Here is a 22,643-nt window from a genome sequence, read left to right as displayed (position 1 = left end):
AAAGAGCCTCCTACTCAATGAGCAGAGACTCTAAACTTAAACGATAGCTGTTTCTTGTGGCGATATTAAATTTTTCAATGTATCTTGGACATCTACTCCCAGGTACTTTAGCACCTGTTCAGCAACTGCCCTGCCCAAAAGTGGAGGGACAGCATTTCCAATCTGCTGATATTGCGAATCTTTAGAACCTTCAAAAATAAAATCATCTGGGAAAGTTTGAAGCCGCGCTGCTTCCCTAATACTTATTGCTCGATTTTTACGCGGATGTATCCACATTGACTTTCGAACGTTCAAAACAGTCCCAGAAGGAGCTTGATAATCAAGCCTCAAATATACAGTATTTTGAGTTCTACCAGGATCAGAATATGTTTGTTTGTAGGATTCGTCTAGATCGTGGAAATTCTGACCCGGCGCTAATACTTTAAATCTTTCCAAGGCCGTATCAGTCGTCTCCGTCATCACATGATTTTGAGTTGTACTAGTAGTTCCACGTAAATACTGAAGAAGCGGGTTACAGCTTTTAAGAAGTGGCACATTAATTGGCTGATCGGCTTCCATTGCTGTAAATGGTTCAATTTCCTCAAGATCTCCAATAGCATCCTGTACTTTATAAAACTGTTCTGGATCCTTGATAATCGGAACCGGAAGGGCTACGGAATTATCTCTTACGAACTCTGATTTTACACCGATAAGAACAAGACGCTCTCGGAGCTGCGGCGCACCAAAGTGAGCAGCATTTATGATATGATCCTCATTTATTACATAACCAATGCTCTTAAATTTAGAGAGTAAGTATTTCATTACACCATACGTCTGCACACCAACACAAACATGCTTATGATCGAGTAAAATATCGACTATTTCAATGTTATTGGATTGAATTTCATTCATCTTCAGAAGAACTTTTTGAACTTCAATGATTTCATTTAAAATTTGAAATAAATCGTTTCGGGATGAATCAGTAAGCTCTTTACTCGATAATAAAACCCCAAGCTTTAGCCACAGTTCTTCATAAGCAGTGCTCCAATAACTGTTATGCTGCTCCTTCCATTTCAACAATGTTTTCTGTAGGGCATTTTGAGCTTTTGCAATATATATATTAGCCTCTTTCTCTTTTCTACTTATATGACTTATCTTAGAAAACAAATTCTTATCAGTAATTATAAATGGAGATAAATCAATGTTGTTTTGAATGCAGTTTCTTAGAAAAGAAACAAGATCATCAGATAAATTATTCTGTTTTCCTAAAATAACTTTGTCTGGGATTAGTTCTATTCCTAATTCCTCCACAATCTCTTTCTGATCCTTGGATGAGTAGAAAAACTTATGCTTGTCTGATTTCATAGCCTTGACGTTTTCCATTACAAAAGCATCCGGTTCCAATTCTTTTATAGCTCTGACATATTCCTTAACTAATTGGTTATTAGTTGAAATAAGCTCTGACTTCTGTCGGTTTGCATTTGAAAATCCTTGACAAGGTGGCCCACCAAAAACGAGATCTATCTTCTGCCAATCATCTTTTATCTTTTGAAAGTTAACTTTTCTGATATCCTTGTGATACCCAATATCTCTTCCAACATTCTCATGATTATAACTATTATGATTCCTTATATATGTTTTCTGGGCGGACTCATTGTTTTCCACCGCGGCCACAATTTTCACTTGACCTGTTTGTAAAAAACCTAAACTTAACCCACCAGCCCCGGAAAACAAATCGACCGCTAACAGCTTTTTACTTTCCATTGTACTCCCCACCTTTTATCACGAACGCCCGTTCTATATATAAGCAGCTTAACATTTCATAGATTATTTTTCAAGTGGCATCTCGTAAATTATTAGAATACAACATTTCGAAGGAACATGCTATACAAAAATAATAATCCTACCCATGTTTGTTGGGCAGGACTATCATTACATCAAAGTTTCGATTTTCTCTCTAACAAGTTCCTCTAAATCTTCTGGATCCAAGGTATCTAAGATTGTAACACCACCAAGCTGATTAATGTACATCATCAAACTTCTAAAATTCTCTCTATCAATAAATGAAGACTCCAGCTCTTTCTGCTTTAGTACTGAAAGAACTGATTTAGTTATATCTGGATTCCTCGAGAAGCTCCGTTCAAGAAGACTCTGCGCAATATCCAATTTAGATAGGAGGACTTTCGTCAGTTCAAAGGGATCTTCCCTATTCTCATCATAAGAAACATAGCCGTACCACCATAAACGAGCAATACCGTTTCTAATTAGTGCTCTATCTCGATTGGCCATAAAGAAATAACGTTCTTTTATAGCCTCTTCCGGTTTATCTTTATCTAGATACGACTCTACCGGCCACCTTTTCCTCATATATTTCCAAAAGATAGTGTGAGTTAAGTAAACCCATAATCTTTCATCTGTAGCTTGTAAAATTGTAAGTTCTTTTAAGGCTGTGTATATTTTTTTTGTGTTTTCATAATCAAAATGGATCGTACTGCTCAGGGGCATTTGTAAATCCACATTCTCTACCCTAATTTTGGAGGGGAACTTCCATGGGTTCGTTCCAAAATATTGATCAATCCAGAGCTCTTCCGCTTTATATTTTTCAAGATTGCTTTGAATATTTATTTTTAATTCTTCTAGACAACTATCACTTATATACTGTATTTCCATAAACCACACACACCTCAGTCTTCGTCTTCAAAGTTAATAAGTGCTAAAAGTGAAGTATTAAGCGGTTCTCCGATAAGCTTTTGAGCGACAGCAACGGTTGAGTCAGAGAAAGTGCTTTTATTTTCAGTTTCAATTCCTAACTCTTTAAGCCTGCTTCTAATCACCCTATACCACCGGCATTCCTCAAGCTCAACTTCCTGATCTACCGAGTTTTTAATTATTTCCAATATAGATACTAACGCAGGCATAATTATTAACGAAGATAATAAAGGTTGTAAATTTTGATTTAAAGAAATAGTTTTATAATATTCAAAATTGTCTGCAGATAGCTTAATAATAATTTTGTGGCCGGAAGAATCCATGTCGAATGGCGGGGCATTCTCGCCGCGGTTAGGCTGAACAGAAAAAATGGATGGCACCCTTTTTAAAGGATCATACTCTTTCTCCGCGAAGAACGTTCTTTCAGCGTCAACTGCTAAAACATCACCTTTTTTTATATAAAAAGTATGCCCTTCATAATCGGGGTGAAATTCGGGTAATGAATATTGCTCTACATTTTCTGCAGCTAATATAAAAGAACAGATCTGCACTTTTCCTTCAAGTGAATCGGCAGACAGCTGAAAGGAAAAATCAGAGTCAAAAGACTTAAACAGTTTTCGATATCGTGTTGTTGAGCATTCAAAATGAAATGCGAAGCAGGCTTTTTTCTCTTCAATTAGTTGGTTGATTCCATCACTGCTAGTAACACATTGCGCCTCAAAAATATAAGTATTTTGGGTTTTGCTGCTTTTAAGTGATGCTTGAAAATCACTATCGATAACATCATCCGCAAAATAAGATAATACTGGGTGTGGGTATTGGCGATAGTTAATTTGCATGAATCGCCACCTCCAGAGCACAGCGAAGCGAACCTTCAAGAGTAACTATTAAATCAGATTTTTTATCTAGAAATAAGGGTATCGGTCCAATTTTTCCATTTTTCCCAATAGGCACACTTTCCCCAGTTTGCTGTACGATTACTGATTTTACAGGAGCCGGCTCCCCACCTACTTCACCTATAACCTTAATTCCGATATATCCGGACCCCTCTATATCTGTTTGTAAAGATACTTTGTATAGCGCAGCAATAGGATCAATACAAAAAATTCTAGACCGTACTAATTTCGCGTTTTTACTTGGTGCAATCGAATTAGTACCCTCATTCGATTCCTTATCCTCGGGGCTTCCTGACCTATCAGTATTCCCGCTTGTATTTTGTTTTTTATTATCTTCCTCACCTGATTCACCTTTGTTACTGCCTTCGTCGGAACCATTTCCACTACCTTTTTTTCCTTCCTGATCTTCAGCAGCGGCTGCAGTTTCCTGATAGGCTTCACCAAGCTCATTTATTCCAACTATTGCTGTTTGTTTCATTTTTCTATGGGTAATTTCAATCTCGATATCTTTGGGAGCCGCCTTTTCCCCTTCAGTACCGTTTTGCACAATCTCCTGCTGGCCTGGGACTTCCAAAGAAGGGTCATCTTTGTCCGCTAAGTATTGACTTAATCCTTCTACATCCAATTCTTCTTCATCATTAACTACTGTTATGGAGCGCACCTTTTCATTTATCCAACCGTATAATTTTCTGATAATTCCTTTAGCTTCTTCGGGATTCTCGTGTCGATCTGGCTCCCAAGCGCTATGTGTAGGCGGCTCGATTTTTCTTAAAAAATCGTTAATGCCCTCACCTTTTGCTATCATTACACCTGCAAACTTAAAGGGGGTTCGGAAACTCCCCTTATCATATATTTTCATTCCAGTCCCTCTAACCATAGCAACCCGCTTAGGAAGATCCTTTCCGGGAAGAACAAATAAATCTATTTCACCCAACCCTGAGAAGTTGTTTTCTTTGAAGTGATATCGATTGGAGAGAGTATATGCTTCGTAATATTGATACGAAAGACATTCCGGATCGTCTTTCGTATATTTATCCAATAAACCCGATAATGTATGAGCGTTTATAGTTATTTCGCCGACCTTGACGATTAATTTATCATTAGATATAGCAATAAAGAAGTTTTCAAGAACAGATTTAATAATTTTTTCTTCCCATCCACTCTTTTCATTGAAGCCAGCAATAAATATATCAGTCCCTACATCCGACCTTTTAAAAATTTCATTGACGTCTGCAGTATTCAAAATGGGTCTGTTTTTCTCAACCACTCCGAAGTACCCCGTACCCTGCGTCGGCTCCTCTTGTTCACTTAGGTGCGTTACTAACTTAGCCACTCCTTGGAAGGCAGCTATTCCACTGTCGACTTCTTTTGTCCCGTAGAAAACAGTTCTTAAGTCGGAGCATGCGAATGGTGCATGCTTGCCTATACCGAAGGAACCACCTGAGTGTGAATCTTTATCTGAAGAACCTACGGATTTAATGAGATTGTGCCATCCTCCTCTTTGTCCTTCGTTAGCACCTGTTAATCCTGTTGTATTGTAATCACTAATCTTCAGAAATGGGATTGTTTCTAATTCCATTATTGATAGAGCATTATCAAAAAATTGCTTCGTCTTAACATTGTCGTGCCAATACTTCTTACACGAATGAAGTATATTTATAAAACTATCTTTTCCTGGGAAAAACTCCGTTGGTACATCTATTAATTTAAAATGAACCTCGACTGGTCCGTTATTCCTTGTATCCTTAGCGTCGCAAGAGTTTTGATTAATTTCTCTTGCTAAGGAATCCAAAGGATTACCCCGAAATGTTTCAATTCCTGCATCGTTTAGCCCAGTTACTTGGCCATAATTATTTGATGGGAAGCTCCAGCTTATCATGGTGGTCTCCTTACTTTTCTAAACTATTTAGAGATTTTCGGCATTGTTCTGCTAGATTTTGCACAAGGTCAACCGTTACAGCGTTTCCGATTTGCTTATATTGTTTCGCCCTTGGCATCCCTTCTGGAAATGAAAACTGGTTATCTTTAAAACCCTGTAAGCGAGCGCATTCTCTAGGCGTCAGTTTTCTTATACCCCAGTCATCTTGTATGACAGGAACATTATGTCCGCCTTCCCCCATATTCGCTGTGAGCGTGAAAGTACAATCGCTTTTATTTTCTCTGACATATGCCCTTCTCAATAAATACACAGAGTCTTTCTTTCCTTCTGCCATTTTATCTGCAAACATCTTACCGTATTTGGAGTTTATATCAAAATAGAAGTCTTGATCCGCTGCAGAGTCCAAATCTAGAAACTCTCTCACGTCTTTTAAATCATGATCAATCTCTGGGAACCTAAAGTTATTAACCTTAAAATAATCCCGAGAAAAGGCAACCATATAGAGTCTTTCTCGATTTTGCGGTATATCCGTGTGTTCCTTAGTATTTAGTACTACCGCATTGCTTTTATCTGCAATCAAGTTCCCCTTATTGTCTAATGGTACTCGAAACCAATAACCTGCCCTCTTGATTTCTTCTTCGATTATATTAATAGTTAGCTTATTATTGTGATATATTAAATTCTTTACATTTTCAAGTACGATTATCTTAGGTCTATTTCGCCCAAACTCTTTCAGTAATCTTATTATTTCAAAAAAGAGTCTTCCCCTCGGGTCTTCAAACCCTAGTTTATTCCCTGCAAGAGAAAATGATTGGCAGGGGAATCCAGCGGTAAGAACATCAACAGGTTCCAAACTATCACTTATAACAGATAAGTCTTCAATGGACTTTTCATAAAGCCTCGTTTCAGGATAATTATGCCTATATGTTTGAGCAGCATAAGAGTCTAACTCATTTGCCCAGATGACATTAAAGCCCTCATTTTTAAAAGCTCTGCAAAAACCACCAATACCTGCAAATAAACTTCCTACTGAATATGTATTCTTCTTATTATCCTGTATCAATTTTTCCAACTCCGTAAACATAGAATATCTAATAATAACTTTCCTTAAATATTATTCGACGAAAAGTGACTGCTTCCTTCCATACAGCAAGCCCCCAACAGTACTGAAGAGGTCCCTACCTTTGCCCCTTACACTTCGAAGTGATGATGAAGCCTGTACAGGTAATAAACTCTCGTCATACCGTCTTCTCGTGGTTATCACGAATACAAGTCTCATATTAATAATAGACTTCCTCAGTTAAACGCTCGGACCAGTGAAGAAACTTAGCGTAAGAAAAGAATTTGTTCCGATATTGCCAACTGTTTGAACTGCCATAAAGGTGAAGCCTAAGATAGGTTGGAATTCATCCCAGCTCATTCTTAAGTTCAAGAAAGGAACGGCTTAACCGTTCAATATGGGATAACTTTTTCATCTTCCAAGAAATATAGATTCCAAAAGGCCTTCAATTAGCTTTCTTGATAGGGTCACCTCTGGGTGACTTAAAGTGACCTTTGGGTGAGATTAAGTCACTCTAAATCGTTATTCTAGTGAGCAGAATCGTATAAAATCCTAAGAGACGCGGATATTGCCTAATCTTGTACCGTTTGGGGCTCCAATTAGTCAAAAGATAAGGTCACCTCTGGGTAACTTAAAGTGACCTCTGGGTGTCTTAAAGTGACCTCTAGGTGACCCTATATAAAATGTACTGTGAAAAAGGACTCCTGATATTCACCATTCTTAAAAAGAAAAACGGTATCTAAATTTTTAATTCTCCCTCTTGATTTGGTAACAATTTATTCGCGCTTCCAAGGCATATAATTTTCTCACTGTTTTGAAAATCAGAAAAACCCTTATGTATCAAGGGTTTTTCCAAAATAAATTTAGTGGGAATTACAGTGAGAATTGCGATGAGAATTGCAGTGAGACACTCACCACGATTCTCACTGCGTTACTCACCATGATTCTCACCAACCAAATCCCCAAACACATGCTCTACCTTGCCTTCCCTCGTCTCCCTCAATTGAATGGATTTATCTTCCTTACCGAGCAAGTTCACTGTGATGTAAACGTCATTGAATTCATTTTTCTTTTGCTAAAATATTCTGATAAAGCAGCCTCATATCCCGCCTTCCAACATGTCTACGGCTTAACGCTTGGAACCCATCCAGTCTTGGGTGGGTTGGAATTTTCAAAAGTTACAAGGCCGTCAAATACTGCTGCCATCTCTTAATAATGAAAAAATGTACATCACTTGACACTGATAAGATGGTGTTTATAATAAATTTATACCTTGTATTTACCATCTCTTTGCTCTGGCCAAGCGGCAAGGGCCATTCTATTGTTAAATTGCCCCAAGTTATGGGGTGTACTATGTCTAAATTCCCGATTAATTAAATAAATCTCTCATACGAGAGCCCGAGTAGAAAACTTCGCATTGGAGTTTTCTACTCTTTTTTTTCGATGGTTTTTCCTGTTCCATTTAAAAAACGGGACTATTATCAAAATAGGAGATGATAATGTGAAACAAGAGTTCAGTGTAGCAGATATTGCAAGGAAACTGCGTTTGTCTGATTCGACCGTTCACAGACGGATTCAGCTGGCAATTGATATGGGCTGGATCCAGCCTGAAAAGAAAGGAAGCAGATGCAAATACACCGAGACAGACCTTTCTGCAGTTGACATGTTGGAAATGTATTACAAGAAGTATCACACAGACGAAAAGTTGCTAGAAATAATCTCAAAGACAAGGAGGGAAGCAGCTAATAATCAACACGAGGCTATTGTGAAATTGACTGATACTTTCAATTTAGTGACTAACGAACTTATGATATTAATCTCTAATGTGACCCATGCGTTAGAAAAAGCTGAAGAGCGTAACAAAGCACTTGCCAGACAAATGCACAATATACAGGACAAACTAGACGCTCTCTCTGTCCGAATTATTCGAGCAGAAGACAAACTCAACATGAAATATAATCAAACTAGTTAAAGAGCATTAGCAGGTGCTTGTCCCCCACTAAACAATTCAAATTCATAATTTCAGCCGCATCGGATTACGATGTGGCTGACTATTTGTTCCTTAGCAACTCTTCCAGCATCTGCTCATATCTTTTCATATTTCTTATTGTTTCAATCTTGTTGCCCTGTAAAATTTCCTGCCGCGTAGGGTATAACATCGTCCACCATTTAGCCGGATCACGCGGCTCCCATGTTTTTTCGAGTTCTTTGGATGATGCCTTACCTAGTTCCTCGTCATATGCGAGCAATTCAAATTTGGCATCGTTTAGCAGGTTCTCTATCAATATTACCTTGATCTTAGCGTCAATAACATACGGCAGAAGGCTTTCAAAGTATCGTTCAACCTCGAACTGCTTCTTTTCCATATTAAGCCCATAGCAATATATGGGGTCTAATATTTTTCCGTTATCAACTTGTAATTTAACTTCAAACTGATCATCCCCGTAATCCTTGTAGAATAAGGCTTTTCCCGGGATCCCCCCGACAATAATCTCCAAAATGCTACCCCCCTTTATGAAATATACTGACTCAGGTTTAAGGATTGCTCAAAAGAGTCAGCAATAACGTACCTAAAATCAATCTTATTTTTATTTTGATTTGGCACCTTATAGGAAATCCCAGAAACCCGATATCTCATATTGGTGTCGCTAAAGAGTTCTGTGAACCCCTCGTCTGTTTGCACTACTTTAAATGGGTAGTAAACATTGTCTTTTATTAATGACATCATTAAGCGTCCTTTACTGTCCGTATACACCTTAAAAAGTCTAAATGCTGTAAGGTTCTCTTCTTCATCAATCAGTATTAAAACATCGATCTTATTTTCTTTCATCAATTATTCCTCCCACATTGCCCATAAACCATACATTTTACTCCGTGATGTGTGCAACTAAATAATATGTGCATGTATTTGTATTATAAATTAAATACAATTTGTAATCAATATATATTACTAATTGTGTTATGTTTTAACCCCTCACTTTCTTTCTATACTGATACGTGAGGTGATTTACATGAGCAATGACGAGTTCATCATAACCCCTAGAGAAGACAAGACTGTAACGATGTCAATTCGTATTGAAAAAGTCCTGCAGGAGCAGCTGGATGAGCTAGCCCGCAAGAGTAATCGTTCTCGAAACGAAATTATAAATATGGCATTGGAATATGCGCTCAAAAATGTAAAGTTTATTGATTCTACAAATGGCTAAGCGGTTGTATGAAAAAAGGTGCCTCTCCTGGGCACCTTAATTTAGCTACTTCAGAACCAATTTTTTATCTTCTTCAAACCACTACTTTTTGTAGAAGGGGTCCATTATACTGTAATCTCTATCCAGCACAATTCTTTCCCCACTCGGCTCTTCCCTAACATATTGACCATTGTGCATATAATATAATGGTGCTCCCGCTTCTTTTGCTTTTTGCCGAACGGAAGCTTTTACTTTCTTGAAGATCTTCATGAGATCATCTCTGTTTAAATCAGTCATGGAGTAAATCTCCCTTCCTTCAAAAAACATGCAAGGTTGCACTCCGGATATTCAAATTATACAATGCGGTATCTGGCCGGCCCCCTAAATACCTCCCTTACATGCCAGCTGATAAAACTTTCTTTCGTTGTATATATTGGGTTTATTGGAGAACGTACTTTTTTGCCGTGAAAACGCATAAGCCACTCCTCGAAGCCTTGTGTTCCGTAAGCTTGTTCAGTCACAAGTAAATCCCGCTCCCCAGTTATCGTAAATACACCACGATCAAACAATTTGTGATGCAAAGAGCATAGCGCTATTCCATTTTCCTCCGTATCCGGTCCGCCGGCTTGATGCCACTGTATGTGTGCCGCGTCAATGGCTACCAAATTATGCCCCAGTCTGACATTGAAGCCGCAAACCGCGCAGCTGTATTCATAAGCTTTTAATATCCTATCTCTAAAACCCGGGTCACGCTTCCGCTTTTTTTGTGCAGAAAAATCAAGTCCGATTTCATCAAGAATGTCCTGATGGATGGTTTCTGGGAAATGTTCATTCAATAGCAGTTCAGCTATTTCATGGATTAGTAATTCATTGTTCTGAAGGAGTGAAAGCACCTCTCCGCTAAACCCTCCCTCTACTTGTCCGTCTAAAAGCTGTTTATCCGAAAAGTGCCTTTTATCAATGGAATTAGTTAATCTCCAAATCCCATCAGTTGTTAGCCGAACAAAAGGCTGCTCAGGGTGATATGATTTCCTGGGCGGCCCAAACTCAATAAGCAGCCTTTTTAATTTATCCCGGACAAGTTCATATGGCAAAATCGTATTGTTTTGCTGCAGTTGGACCAACCCCAGAAGAATTAACAAAGGCTTATGCGGGGCCCGCTGCCCGTTCTTTTTCCATATAGAAAGGTTAGATAATTTTTCTTTTAATTCGGACGCTTCCATTGTTTTAACCTCTTCCTAAAAATAGAAGTACAATTTCATGATACCCCCTTCAATTCAGCAACACAAGAAGGCATGCATAAAATAAATTACATTATGTTAAAGATACTTTACAAACTGCATGGAATTTATTACAATGGCCTTAGGGAGGGAAAAAATGGAGATTAATGGCGAGCTTCAAAACAACGTATACCTCTTAAGGGCAGCAAAAAAGTGGTCACAGCAGGAAGTAGCTGACCGTCTAGGTGTAAGCAGACAAACGATTGCCTCAATCGAGGCGAACAAATACAACCCATCTTTAATCCTGGCATTCAAGATTGCCAAATTGTTTAATGTTGAGATTACTGAAGTGTTCCAATTTGAAGAATATGAAGAGGAGGACTCAGAATGAATTGGTTGGAATTTGCTGTATGGCTTATCGCCCTTGTCGTTGTTTGTTATAATTTTTACTATGAGCGGAAGTTTCTTAAGGAAGAGGGTGATGACGAACGAGCCGATATCATTAAGGGATTGTCTTCAAGGCAATCTTTCGCGTATGTATCGATGCTGATAAGCCTCTTGATCCTAGCTGATCTATTGTTTCAGTTCTCGTTTCAAGTATATAAATTACTCGTTGCTGTAATATTAATCGGTTCTAATGTTGCTTCCTTCGTTACATTGAGCAGAATTCGAAAAAACTACTAGTTGCTAACTCTTCGTCCAGTCTTTCCAGCCTTACCAACTCAGACTTTGGCAGCCCCAATTCGCTCGTCTTCTTCCTGCAATACGAACATGAACAATGGAGTAGTAGGATCTATTTTGCTTTTCCAGCTTTTCCAGCTTTTCCAGCTTTTTCAACATTAGGCTCTTCACAAATCATCGCTGCTTAAGTCAGACATGGATTACTATTCCCCCTCTATCTTGACAAGATTTATTGAAGTATCTATTATTAAGTTATACCTTTTAGTCTTCACCCTTTACTTTTATTCCCTCCAGACGGTCTGGGAATCATTCTATTGTTTAATTCTGCGTTTAAAATTAAATGGACGAATTCCTTCGTCAATAATATAAAGCCCTTTTCTGGTAGTATGCTTTTTCCCTACTGAAAAGGGCTTTTTGCGTTTTTAAAAAAATTAAATCAGCCGGGTTCCCCCATCATCCGAATGGCGGCTTATAACAAGGGAACAAGAACATTTGATATATGGAGGTCGGTTACACAAAAAAGAGATTTCCTTATCCATAACATAAGTACAATTTGGGTTGTCTGAAAATTGCTGGTGATCCTAATAAGCCTTACTCTTAAATTAAGGAGGTATTCACATGCGTGATTTTTATAAGCAGTCTGTTGATTATATTCCTGCCGCAAAACGCAATACTTTAACCCTTAAAGAGGCCTGGGAAGAGGTATTCGAATGCCAGATCTCTAAGGACAAGCTTTACGCAGAGGTCAGAGCAAAAAGAATTCCGCATACTCGTGTCGGGTCAAAGATCCTCTTTCGCAGAGATACTTTGCTTATGTGGTTCCACGAACAAGAGGCAAAGAACTATTGCTCAACCGACATTGAATCACATGCATAAGTAGGAGGTGTTCTCATGGCAAGTATACAAAAACGCAGTAACGATTCTTGGCTTTTGGTTGTGGAAGCCGGTATTGGGGCTGATGGAAAAAGAATCCGAAGAACTAAGACAGTTAAGGCGAAAGGGGTTCGCGAAGCAAGGAAGCTGCTTGCGGAATTTGAAACCGAGGTTGAGTCAGGCCATTATATCGCCCCGGAGAAAATGACATTTGCAGCATTTGTTGAAGAGTGGAAAGAGAAATATGCTCAGCAAGAGCTGGGGATTAAGACTTTAGATATCTACTCACGTTTCTTAAAAAACCGAATCCTTCCGGTCTTTGGCCACATGCGTTTAGACAAAATACAGCCATTCCACGTGGTCAACTTTATTTCAGAACTTAGTAAGGAGGGTAGCCGACAGGACGGCAAAAACGGCAATTTATCCCCGGGCACCGTACAATACAATCATAGGGTCCTTAAAAATATCTTTTCTCGGGCGGTTGAGTGGAAGCTCATCAAGAGCAACCCTGCTGCAGATATCAAAAGGTCCAAGGTCAAACGAAAAAAAATTGAAGTATACGATGAAGATGAAGTTGCTTTGTTGTTTGATTTTTTAGAAAAGGAGCCATTAAAATGGCGAATAATGATTATACTAGCGATAACAACAGCATTGCGCCGCGGCGAACTGGTCGGACTAGAATGGAAGCATATAGATTTAGATAAGGGTATTCTTGAGGTGAAACAAAGTATTTCTCATTCTATCAACGGTCAAAGAATCATCTCTGAGCCTAAAACCGATAAATCTGAACGAAAGGTAAGTCTATCGGACACTGTGATTGAACATCTGAAGGAGTATTATTTGGAGTCACGGAAAAAGCGCCTCGCATTGGGTGATGCTTGGAAAGGCGGGGATCATTTCTTTGTGTTCAGCAATGACGAGGGAAATGCCTATTATCCCGAGACACCTTACCTCTGGTTCCGCAATTTTCTTAAGGAACATGGCTTAAAGTACATAAGATTTCATGATCTCAGACATACGAGCGCCACCTTACTGATTAACAAAGGCGTGCATGCCAAACTTATATCGGAACGGCTCGGTCACTCAAATATCTCTACGACTATGAATATCTATGGACATGCTCTGCAATCCGCTGACAAGGATGCAGCAAATAAACTTGATTCGCTGGTTCCGCCAAAGAAGGGAAAGAGGAATGGTTAGATTTGAGGCCGTATGGGAAATTCCCAATACGGCCTTACTAATTTTGAATAAACCTAGGACGCTTATTTATAACTAGTCTTAGGTAAGTTGTTGCCATATAACAAAAGAAAAAGCGATGCATCCACCGCCCTAAAAGTTGACCGCCTTATAGTAGGAACGCTTTTTCTCATGCTAAATAACTAATCTCCGTGAGCATCAGCCCACAATTTCCAAATAACAACGGTCTGGCACCTGTCTCCATTCATCATACTACACCTACTTTTTTGCCGCAAACAAACATTGAACCACTTCACTTATTAAACTTATCCATTCGTTCCATCTTCACAAGATCAGATTTAGGCAATCCAAGCTCCCTTGTCTTTTTCCTGCAATAGGAACAAGAGCAATGAATCTTACCCTTAGAAAACTTTCCTGTACACTTTTCATGCCATCCGAGCTGCTTAGCGATCTTGCTCTTTCGCTGGATCACCCTTTTTCGATGGTGCCGATAGTACGCTCGAGTCCGATTACTAGATTTGTTTTTCATTCCATCACGCCCCTTGGGAAAAGGCCCAGCCTGCAAAGAAGCCAAGGGGATTTGTGTCATCCCTTACAGGCCGGGCGTGATGAAACTACTAACTTGAACAAGCATTGCATAATCACCTCGAATTGATGAGCTATTAGAAATGCATCAATCCTTATACGGATCAAACTCATCCGCTCCAGCCATGCAAACACCGATCGGTTTCAGTACATGCATGACCTCGATTGTTTCGGCATGCGCATCCAGTACTTCTTGAAGCTTCCGGTAAACAAAAGGACTCTCGTCCGTACCTGCACCGCGCAATTCAACACCGAAATCCCGAACAGCCTCAAGCATTTGCTCTGTAGTAATTTGACCGCCGCTACGGGTGCGAGATTTCCAATTCATCTTGCCCGCCGCTTGGGTCCGGCTCATGATTCGTCCCGCTCCGTGAACGGTGCTGTAGTAAGCATCCCTATTTTCTATGCTATCCTTCCCTTTTACGATAACGGATATATCGCCCATACTGCCGCCGATAAAACCAACCTGACCGGGTGCAGACGGGGTTGCCCCTTTGCGAACGACGACGACTTCTCTACCGTTGTGCGTCTCTTTCCAAGCATAGTTATGATGGTTATGCACTTCAATGTCCGCTTCCGCTCCCAATATGGCTAATACTTGCCGGAGCACATATTCCCTACCGGCATAGGCATAACGTCCAGCCAGTTTCATCGCTCTGTAATACATATCGCCCAGTTCGCTGTTCAAATCCAGTAGTACAGGCGGCTGATCCATCTTCTCTCCAGGAGCGTTCGCGAGAAAATCTCTGCCTGCAGCCAGGTTGATAAAACCGCTCGCCGTTTTATGCCCGAAACCTCGGCTCCCAAAATGATTTGCAATCCACAAACGACCGGTTTGCTCTTCTTCAAACAAGTCTACGAAATGGTTACCACTGCCGACTGTGCCGAGCTGACTCTGTGCCAATGCTTTCAGCTTGTCGTGCTCCTGTTTGCCTACCGCCCTGTAAACGGCCCAATCCAGATCATCAAAAAGTTTATGGTCAACCTTCTCATTATTGACACGACCTACTCCGAAGGAGATTTTGCGAGCGATCTCATCCATAACCTTCTTTAATCCGGGCTTTATATCATGGGCAAACAAGCTAGTTCGCACCGCTTTATTTCCGCATGCAATATCATAACCAACGCCGGAAGGAGAGATTTGTCCGTCGTAGACAACTACCCCGCCGATCGGCTGACTGTAGCCCTTATGATGATCGGCCATGAGCAGAGTTTGCACGACATTGCCGGTTTCTGCGCATGTTTTTGCTTGGGCAAGCGCTCCGCTGTCTGGGTTACCCCAGACCCACACGCCGTCTATATTTTGATAAGCCATACCACCATTCAACTCCTACATATATGAATGTTTTTACCTCTTAGGAGGTCCGGCAAGATGTCCCAATGCTCCATCCTTACCGCCCGCTCCCCATCATCTGTTTAACTGCCAGAGGAAATTTCCATCGTTCATACCGCTTATCCCCAAACTTCCCTCAGAACCGATCGGAACATATCGTCCAGCCGCTGATCCTGGCCTCCACCGAAGGTTTGCATCCCCGCCGCCATCCGTTCGTAATACTCGATTCTTGCTTCCAAATACTCGTTGATGGGGGTTATCCTTGGTTCGTAATCCATTTCATCGCCCGCCTTTTTGCGGACAAGCAAACCATCGATAATCGTTTTAAGCTCGCTTCCCCTTGGTACAACATCATCAACCAGCCGATCAAATTCTATAGGTGGCATGGTATTGTGCTTTTCAATCCACTCACATGCCAAAATCGGGCGGAGAACATAGAAATACTTTTTGATTTTCACCTGATCCCCTTGCAGATACTCCCGGTAGTTCCCCTTTGCCATGTGCAAATAGTGATACATACAGGACTTTGGGGAAAACGTGAAAGGAGAAATCCGGCCGATTTGCTCCGCTACCGCATGATTCTCCATATAAACGATCGGGGACTGAAGCCACTCAAGCAGCGGCGGATTGGACTTGCGGAACAAGTTCAACGCCTTTCGCAGATCCCAGCCGTTGATGTCCAGCATGTCGCTGATCGGCCGCTCGATGACATCCCGTTTCTCAAAGATCGATAAGTACCAATCCATGGGTCTAACATAGAGAAATCTGACGTCGTAGTCGCTGTCCTTGGACGGGAATCCCCATGCGCGGCTGCCCGATTCGCAAGCATATAGGATCTGAACGTTTTCTTCCCTTTCGATGCGCTGAAGCGCAGTCAAGATTTCTTGATGGTAACGGCTCATAGGATTCCCTCCTTGTCAATCTGATTGGCTGTTTCAACTTCATGTCCGTTATTTGCTTGCCGCCTTCTTATCCCCAATGAGAGAGCTTAGCCGTTCCAACAGGTCTCCGCCGCCCGTTACAGAGATAGACCCGATTTTCTCGCATATTTTCTCGAGGAATTCCAGCTCCTTCAGACGGAACAGCGTCTGGTTCTCATCCATCAGCTTAGCGGTATTCAGCAGACTTCGGGTCGAGGCCGTTTCCTCTCGGCGGGTGATGAGATTCGCCTGGGCCTTTTTCTCCGCCAGCAGGACCGTGTTTAGGATCTCCTTCATTTCCCCCGGTAAAATGACATCCTTAACCCCCGCACTTAGGAACTGTGCTCCGAACGCCTCCCCCTTCTCGCGTAAACGGGACAGGACGAACGAGGCTACGTCCTCCTTCCGCTTCAGGAGATCGTCCAGTTTCAGCGTTCCGACATACTCCCGAAGCATGAGCTGAAGCTGGATGTGAATCTGCTCGTCGAACGATTTCATTTCCAAGCAACGCATCGGGTTTACAATCTTGTATTGGCAGACGAAGTTCAGGCGCAGTGTGACCTTATCCTCCGTCATAATTTCCTGGCCGATAAGATCCATTTGCTGCTGTCTTCCGTCAACCGACTTGACGACAACCGAAACGGGCCCTTTCCAGAAGTAGTATTTCCCGGGTGCAAGCTGCCGTTGCAGAACATGATCATAAAACAAAAAACCGGACTCGTAGCTTGCGATCTCATAAGACTGCACATGAATGGCTAGCTTCGCCAGAATCGAGCGGTCTACCTCGGCAGGCAGCTCAGGATTCCGGATATCCGCATACAGGAACGTGTGTTTCTTCAAGATGTTCCAATAGGCGTAGGTGCCAGGCTTGAGCAGCTGCACGAATTGGCCGTCCTCATAATGCAGTACGTACTCGTGGTCCTGTACCTGTACGATATCGAGCTCTCGCACCAGGTCTTCATCTTGAAGGAACAGCTGCAGCTCTTTTCCCTCTACAACGAACGGCTTCGCGAGACTCAGCACGACAACGGTATGTTGCGACCACGATACATACCGGTAGGTCCCCGGATTGAGCTTCTTTACATAGCTTCCTTTATGGAAAAGTAAACCGCGCTGGTCGGCTTGAATGGTTACTTGTTTCAACATCTTTATTACCTCCTCATGGTTCGACCATTGGATGAAGAATCCCCCTGGAGTTCCGGCGGAATCCGTTTGAGATAAGCGGTCAGCCGGTGCTTTTGAAGGATATCCGGTTCAGAAGTTTGGCCCTCATTCAGCCAGCCTTGTTCCTCTTCCACCCTGCAAAAGTCTTCGGTGTTCCGCTCATCGGTATCCACAGATTACATGGCTGAGCTGCAGTGCGCTTATGCTAGCCGCTAGGGATTCTCTCCTTTGGCCTTTGATTAGATTTTCGCTCGATTGAAAGTCGAGTGTGCTCTACCAGAATCGCTCCCATGGCGATTGGGGAATCGAACCCCAAATAGTGGATTCTTACCGATCCGATCGTACAGGATACCGAAGCCTAACAGGCACGGCACTGCGGGATAATACGATATCCCCGCCTCGTTACGACCGTCCAAATAAGAACCAGGTGTCTTACAGGTACTATAATCGCACTTTCCACGGGAACCGAACATGGCGAAAGTATTACGACTGGGCATAAAGTTTTCCATTCCGTCCAGTTCCCTCCCCTGCTACAATGGAAGAAGCTGCATCATTTGAACGGGGGATCTCTTTGGCTAAGGAAAGCTTTGATAAAGAAATTCAATTCCTGCGTATGCTGGTGCTGACAAGCGGGGCGTTTAGCAGACAACAATTTGCAGAAAGATTGGGCATTTCCGTCCACACTTTCGATAAAACGATCCGGAGGCTCAAAGAGGTCATCAGCTCCGTGCACCAGCATTTGCCGCAGGAACAGAGCAAAGAGTTTTCTGAAACCATTCGGTTCAGCTATTATGACTCCACTGACCCGCTGCTCTTGTTTCTATTTCGCGCCAAATCGGTCAAGGAATCCGAAAGCCAACGAATCACGCTGTTATTAGCCGCGATGAATGAGCAGTCTTTGACTACAATGGAGCTCTTGGATATGTACTGCAGCAGTCTGCCGTCCGATCTTCCTCTGCCTGACGAAAAAACGATTCGGTCCGATCTCAAATACCTGGAAGAGGTCGGAGTCATCAAGAGGGAGCTTGGTCCTCGCCCCTTCCGGTATCGCATTCAAGACGACTTGATTCGCAGCTTATCGGATGAAGAGCTTCTAGATTTATATGATTTTGTAGATGTGATGGCGAACACACAGGTTCCTTCCGTTCAAGGATATCTGCTGCGTGATGGGCTCAAGAAGCATCTTTTGCGCAATCAAGTCGAGCAATATGCTGTAGAGCCATTTTTATATAAATATCATTACTACTCGCGGATCCTGGATGAGGCACATCTGTTCACACTCCTCCATGCCATCCGTCACCGCCGCAAAGTCCGTTTTCTATACTTCTCACCGAAGTCGGAAAAAAGCTACGCCTCTAAAAACACCAATCCCTTGTTTGAACGGGATACGGAGGGCAAAGCTGAAAAGACGCTGCCGCTTAAGATTGTCTATGATCATCAATATGGAAGATGGTACCTGCTTTCTCATGGCCGAGAGGGGATTCGAAAATACCGTATGGAAGGTATCACGCAAATTGAAGAGGACGAATCCGTTGACGAGGTTTGGTATGAGGAAAAGAAAAACGAACTTACTGAGAAAATACGCTACAGTTGGCTGATCGATACCGGACGACCGGTTACGGTGCGCGCCCGATTTTATAATCCTGAAGGTTCTGAACCTAACTTCGTCAAAGAACGGGTCATGCTGCAGGGACAGTGGGGACAGATTGTGTTCGAAGATGAACATTCTTTTATTTATGAGATTACCGTAAACGGTACTACCGAAATCAAGCCGTGGCTGCGGAGTTTTGGTTCCAGCTGTGAGGTTCTTGAACCCGCTCATTTTCGCCGGGAAATGATTGCCGAATGGAAGGAGATTCAGTCCTACTATGAATCTGTTTGAGAAAATATTCAATCACCAGATCATTTCCCGGTTGGAGGATTCCGGTACCTTCATGGTCACTTCGCATGAACGGGCTTGGCTAAAGACCATGCTGGAGCATCCCGCGGCGGCAGATGCTTTCACTGCAGACACTTTGGACATGCTACGTTCAGTTCTCGAATCTGATCAAGTGATGGATATATCCCATCACTTGATTGAAAAAGCCCGTACAATGGAAAAGCAGGTCTACCACCCGCTCCTGCGGCCTTTGCGCCGCCACATCATGAATAAGACGGGCATCCGTATAACCTACGAGGTCAAGGGCGGGCGTGTAAATACAGACCATTCCGGGATTCCGTATAAGCTGGAATACTCCATGGTCAAAAGAGAGTGGTATTTGCTTTGGCATCGCACACGGCCTCATGCTTTTATGAGCACCCGGCTGAAAAAGGTTCATTCCGTCACACCAGAACCTATTGAGCCGTCAGCAGCCGAAAGCATTCTAAAAAGGATCGGAAAAACGCTTGAATCGCGTAAAAATGAAGTGATTATTGAAATTGTCCCTGTTTATAACGCAGAGTTGTCCCGTATCCTGTACGCCTTCTCCAGCTTTGAAAAAAACGTTGAGTACGATTCGGAGAACGATACCTATCGAGTCGGGGTTTCTTTGCTTGGAGATGAAATGGAGTATTTACTTTCCAAGATCCGTTTTCTGGGGAAGCGGGTTCGGGTTGTTAAAGGCGATTATTTGAAAAGACGTATGTTGGAATCATCGACGAAGGCTTTAGAACGCTACGGGGTCATTCCGGCCGACGAGGAACTTTCTTCGCAGTTGGTAATGAATTTTGCTGTTGAAGGGGAAATATGGAGGACTACATAAAGTTCAATCAAACAATCATTACGTTGATTCAAGGAGACATTACGAAAGTAACGGCCGACGTGATAGTTAATGCCGCGAACACAAGCTTACTTGGTGGCGGTGGCGTGGATGGTGCAATTCATAAAGCAGGCGGCAAAAGCATTCTCGAAGAATGCGTAAAGATAAGAGAACGACAAGGAGGCTGCGCTGTCGGTGAGGCAGTCATTACTACGGCAGGCAACCTTCCCGCTTCCCATGTTATACATACGGTAGGTCCTGTATGGAACGGTGGTAACAAAAACGAAATTGAAAAACTCAAGAGCTGCTACAGAAATTCCCTTAGCCTTGCCTCGGAATATAAAGCCAAGAGCATTGCTTTTCCAAATATCAGCACGGGGATTTACCGTTTCCCCAAGCAGCTCGCAGCTGAAACTGCACTTGAGGCTGTGTTTGATTATTTAAACCCTGTGAGTGTCGAGCAAGCAACAATCGAGAAGATTTATTTTGCCTGCTTCGATGATGAGAATTTTAATATATATCGTAATAAACTCCTTAATGCTTTATGATTGGGCAGTGCTTTAATATGGAATTATTAATTTTTTATTCAAATTAAAGGAGTTGATCTAAACGATGGAAAACAGTAAGCCATCCGACGATCTGGCTTTCAAAATAGTAAAAACCATTTTGGATGACATTCAGGGAAGATATGCACTGGATCGAATGATCATTGGCGGTCCAGATCGTAAGGATCAAGAGATTCTTGCTTCAATGTTTGAAAAATGGAGGCATTTGGTTTCCCGTGAGCTGCATGTAAAAGGCATCGTTAGTGAAATTTATTCCCCATTGGAACTACATGAAATTGAAAAGTTAAGTCTTTTTGATCTGCTCGAGCTTCGAGAGAAATATTTGCGATTAGAAGGTGAAATGGTTTGATTATTAATGGAAAGGGGTATACTCACATGCAGCTCCGGATCATACGCAAATACGCTGCTTAACATGTAATGAAATAATAGAATCTACAACAAGACATGATCACAATACCTGCAGATGTGGAAATGTTTCAGTTGACGGAGGCCGAGATTATCTAAAACGATCCTATCCTTCAGGTGATCCATCTACTTGGTTCGAAGAATTAGCAGAATGACATTAGGGTATCGCTGGACAAATAAAGAAGGTATCGCAAAGGAAAAGATGAATTAGGAAGGGAAGATGATAACATGGACTCTCAAAATGAAAATAAGCGGGTTAATAAAAGCATATTTCTCGAGGATGCTACTTGCCCTATATGTGGCAGAACCGTTTACATAGATGACGGATACGGTTCGATGGAATCACAAGAATACTGTATAGTCGATCGCAATCATTATCGATTTTTTAGTAATTCGTTTGTCACAACGCTAATACTTAATAGTATGAAATTTGAGGATTTTCTCGATGCATCCGAATATATTGAAAGTTATATTAAGAAGTGATGAACCTGAACCAATTCCAGGCACATTACTATCAATAATTTTACATATCGTAGTTTCCATACATTCTACTCCGCAAAGAAACATACATTCTACTCCGTGGAGAATCATACATTCTACTCCGCGAAGAAAAATACATTCTACTCCGTGAAGAATCATACATTCTACTCCGCGAGCAATAGCTTTCAAAATACTCAATGAGATACTAAATTAATTCCTTTTCCTCATCACTCACGTCCTTTCAACCCCGATACTTTACCCCGAATTACGGAAACCTCGATACCACTGCTTAGTTCTAATATAGTGGTTTGATTCCAATTCCTCACTTACTTTTCCAGCTTAAAACGTTCCTCCATCTTCTGACTTCCTCGAACCTTTGAATTCTTTCATTGCGCCTATTAACCCTTTGACGATAAGTTTCTTGCTCCGCGGGACTCATGGTCCTTAGCTTTTGAATTACTTCGCTGATATCTTCATCTTCCCCGCTACCATTAGGCTCTTTCCGCTTTTGATGAACTCCCCAAGCAATACCTTGTTCCCAAGCCCTTTGGAGTTCATATGCTACTTTATCCGCAAGTTCTTCTGTCGGTAATTCCATTAACTGCTTATCGAAAACGCCGTCAGCCACAAGAACAAGAAACTTATCGTCTCTGACTACCGATTTGTACAAGGTACAGTCTCCTTTCACAAAATACTTTCAAACCATCTTACCATATAAAAGCTATCTCTGGGCGTCAATGAAAGGCACTACTAAGCGTGGAATTTGCTCCGGA

25 protein-coding genes are annotated in these 22,643 nt (G+C 41.7%); 12 read left to right on the top strand and 13 right to left on the bottom strand.

All coding sequences use genetic code 11. The features are described from left to right. Positions 1–36: 36 nt before the first annotated feature. The 5 genes from PD282_RS03605 to PD282_RS03585 all read right to left on the bottom strand — a co-directional run bounded on the left by PD282_RS03605 (position 37) and on the right by PD282_RS03585 (position 6,526). Positions 37–1,743 carry a DNA cytosine methyltransferase gene (locus PD282_RS03605; RefSeq protein ID WP_274649019.1) on the bottom strand — a complete coding sequence of 569 codons (1,707 nt, stop codon included), beginning with the start codon at positions 1,741–1,743 and terminating at the stop codon, positions 37–39. Between the two features lie 168 nt (positions 1,744–1,911). Beyond that, positions 1,912–2,649 (bottom strand): DUF6339 family protein, encoded by a 738-nt coding sequence (locus PD282_RS03600; RefSeq protein ID WP_274649018.1) that lies wholly within the window; start codon positions 2,647–2,649, stop codon positions 1,912–1,914. 14 nt (positions 2,650–2,663) lie between these two features. Continuing rightward, positions 2,664–3,527, bottom strand: coding sequence for a hypothetical protein (locus PD282_RS03595; RefSeq protein WP_274649017.1), 864 nt, complete (start codon positions 3,525–3,527; stop codon positions 2,664–2,666). Beyond that, complete coding sequence (locus tag PD282_RS03590) at positions 3,517–5,463, bottom strand: hypothetical protein (protein WP_274649016.1); 1,947 nt, start codon at positions 5,461–5,463, stop codon at positions 3,517–3,519. Before PD282_RS03590 ends, PD282_RS03595 begins: the two co-directional genes overlap by 11 nt. A 10-nt stretch (positions 5,464–5,473) precedes the next feature. Beyond that, complete coding sequence (locus tag PD282_RS03585) at positions 5,474–6,526, bottom strand: DNA cytosine methyltransferase (RefSeq protein ID WP_274649015.1); 1,053 nt, start codon at positions 6,524–6,526, stop codon at positions 5,474–5,476. Between the two features lie 832 nt (positions 6,527–7,358). Between PD282_RS03585 and PD282_RS03580 the strand changes: the two genes are divergently transcribed. Both PD282_RS03580 and PD282_RS03575 read left to right on the top strand, forming a co-directional pair. Continuing rightward, the gene (locus PD282_RS03580; protein ID WP_274649014.1) at positions 7,359–7,736 is read left to right on the top strand and encodes a hypothetical protein; all 378 of its coding nucleotides are present in this window, start codon (positions 7,359–7,361) and stop codon (positions 7,734–7,736) included. A 288-nt stretch (positions 7,737–8,024) separates the two neighbouring features. Next, entirely contained in the window at positions 8,025–8,495 is a 471-nt protein-coding gene (locus tag PD282_RS03575) for a winged helix-turn-helix domain-containing protein (protein WP_274649013.1), read from the top strand. A 79-nt stretch (positions 8,496–8,574) separates the two neighbouring features. Here the strand turns inward: PD282_RS03575 and PD282_RS03570 are convergent, their stop codons facing one another. Then, positions 8,575–9,021, bottom strand: a complete 447-nt coding sequence (locus PD282_RS03570; protein WP_274649012.1) for a hypothetical protein — start codon at positions 9,019–9,021, stop codon at positions 8,575–8,577. Between the two features lie 14 nt (positions 9,022–9,035). Further along, positions 9,036–9,353 (bottom strand): hypothetical protein, encoded by a 318-nt coding sequence (locus PD282_RS03565; protein ID WP_274649011.1) that lies wholly within the window; start codon positions 9,351–9,353, stop codon positions 9,036–9,038. Between the two features lie 181 nt (positions 9,354–9,534). Here PD282_RS03565 and PD282_RS03560 point away from each other — a divergent pair, with 181 nt between their 5' ends. After that, positions 9,535–9,729: a CopG family ribbon-helix-helix protein gene (locus PD282_RS03560; protein WP_274649009.1), complete on the top strand. Its 195-nt coding sequence runs from the start codon at positions 9,535–9,537 to the stop codon at positions 9,727–9,729. 81 nt (positions 9,730–9,810) lie between these two features. On the opposite strand, the gene PD282_RS03555 is transcribed toward PD282_RS03560, so the two are convergent. Beyond that, positions 9,811–10,035: a hypothetical protein gene (locus PD282_RS03555; protein WP_274649008.1), complete on the bottom strand. Its 225-nt coding sequence runs from the start codon at positions 10,033–10,035 to the stop codon at positions 9,811–9,813. 26 nt (positions 10,036–10,061) lie between these two features. Beyond that, complete coding sequence (locus PD282_RS03550) at positions 10,062–10,931, bottom strand: phosphorothioated DNA-binding restriction endonuclease (protein WP_274649007.1); 870 nt, start codon at positions 10,929–10,931, stop codon at positions 10,062–10,064. 154 nt (positions 10,932–11,085) lie between these two features. Between PD282_RS03550 and PD282_RS03545 the strand changes: the two genes are divergently transcribed. The 4 genes from PD282_RS03545 (at position 11,086) to PD282_RS03530 (ending at position 13,682) form a co-directional block, all read left to right on the top strand. Then, positions 11,086–11,319 (top strand): helix-turn-helix transcriptional regulator, encoded by a 234-nt coding sequence (locus PD282_RS03545; protein ID WP_274649006.1) that lies wholly within the window; start codon positions 11,086–11,088, stop codon positions 11,317–11,319. Continuing rightward, complete coding sequence (locus PD282_RS03540; RefSeq protein WP_274649005.1) at positions 11,316–11,612, top strand: hypothetical protein; 297 nt, start codon at positions 11,316–11,318, stop codon at positions 11,610–11,612. Before PD282_RS03545 ends, PD282_RS03540 begins: the two co-directional genes overlap by 4 nt. Positions 11,613–12,227: 615 nt before the next feature. Continuing rightward, positions 12,228–12,485 (top strand): helix-turn-helix domain-containing protein, encoded by a 258-nt coding sequence (locus PD282_RS03535; protein WP_274649004.1) that lies wholly within the window; start codon positions 12,228–12,230, stop codon positions 12,483–12,485. A 15-nt stretch (positions 12,486–12,500) separates the two neighbouring features. Continuing rightward, entirely contained in the window at positions 12,501–13,682 is a 1,182-nt protein-coding gene (locus PD282_RS03530) for a tyrosine-type recombinase/integrase (RefSeq protein WP_274649003.1), read from the top strand. A gap of 670 nt (positions 13,683–14,352) precedes the next feature. Here the strand turns inward: PD282_RS03530 and PD282_RS03525 are convergent. The 3 genes from PD282_RS03525 to PD282_RS03515 all read right to left on the bottom strand — a co-directional run bounded on the left by PD282_RS03525 (position 14,353) and on the right by PD282_RS03515 (position 17,663). Next, positions 14,353–15,579: an RtcB family protein gene (locus PD282_RS03525; RefSeq protein WP_274649002.1), complete on the bottom strand. Its 1,227-nt coding sequence runs from the start codon at positions 15,577–15,579 to the stop codon at positions 14,353–14,355. 137 nt (positions 15,580–15,716) lie between these two features. After that, complete coding sequence (locus PD282_RS03520) at positions 15,717–16,499, bottom strand: nucleotidyltransferase domain-containing protein (RefSeq protein ID WP_274649001.1); 783 nt, start codon at positions 16,497–16,499, stop codon at positions 15,717–15,719. A gap of 48 nt (positions 16,500–16,547) precedes the next feature. Continuing rightward, complete coding sequence (locus PD282_RS03515) at positions 16,548–17,663, bottom strand: slipin family protein (protein ID WP_274649000.1); 1,116 nt, start codon at positions 17,661–17,663, stop codon at positions 16,548–16,550. A 589-nt stretch (positions 17,664–18,252) separates the two neighbouring features. On the opposite strand from PD282_RS03515, the gene PD282_RS03510 reads away from it, so the two are divergent. The 5 genes from PD282_RS03510 to PD282_RS27435 all read left to right on the top strand — a co-directional run bounded on the left by PD282_RS03510 (position 18,253) and on the right by PD282_RS27435 (position 21,545). Further along, a complete protein-coding gene (locus PD282_RS03510) occupies positions 18,253–19,563 on the top strand; it encodes a helix-turn-helix transcriptional regulator (RefSeq protein ID WP_274648999.1) in 1,311 nt (436 codons plus the stop codon). After that, positions 19,550–20,422 (top strand): WYL domain-containing protein, encoded by an 873-nt coding sequence (locus PD282_RS03505; RefSeq protein ID WP_274648998.1) that lies wholly within the window; start codon positions 19,550–19,552, stop codon positions 20,420–20,422. Before PD282_RS03510 ends, PD282_RS03505 begins: the two co-directional genes overlap by 14 nt. Then, positions 20,407–20,967 carry an O-acetyl-ADP-ribose deacetylase gene (locus PD282_RS03500; RefSeq protein WP_274648997.1) on the top strand — a complete coding sequence of 187 codons (561 nt, stop codon included), beginning with the start codon at positions 20,407–20,409 and terminating at the stop codon, positions 20,965–20,967. Before PD282_RS03505 ends, PD282_RS03500 begins: the two co-directional genes overlap by 16 nt. 64 nt (positions 20,968–21,031) lie before the next feature. Then, entirely contained in the window at positions 21,032–21,334 is a 303-nt protein-coding gene (locus tag PD282_RS03495) for a hypothetical protein (RefSeq protein WP_274648996.1), read from the top strand. 49 nt (positions 21,335–21,383) lie between these two features. Continuing rightward, positions 21,384–21,545, top strand: a complete 162-nt coding sequence (locus PD282_RS27435; protein ID WP_420832343.1) for a DUF7695 domain-containing protein — start codon at positions 21,384–21,386, stop codon at positions 21,543–21,545. A 647-nt stretch (positions 21,546–22,192) separates the two neighbouring features. On the opposite strand, the gene PD282_RS03490 is transcribed toward PD282_RS27435, so the two are convergent. Further along, positions 22,193–22,540, bottom strand: coding sequence for a hypothetical protein (locus PD282_RS03490; RefSeq protein WP_274648995.1), 348 nt, complete (start codon positions 22,538–22,540; stop codon positions 22,193–22,195). Positions 22,541–22,643 lie beyond the last annotated feature (103 nt).

The sequence above is a fragment of the Paenibacillus humicola genome, assembly GCF_028826105.1.
GTDB classification, from domain to species: domain Bacteria; phylum Bacillota; class Bacilli; order Paenibacillales; family Paenibacillaceae; genus Paenibacillus_Z; species Paenibacillus_Z humicola.
The sequence above is the reverse complement of the archived record's forward strand: the minus strand, read 5'-3'. Positions and strand labels throughout refer to the sequence as shown.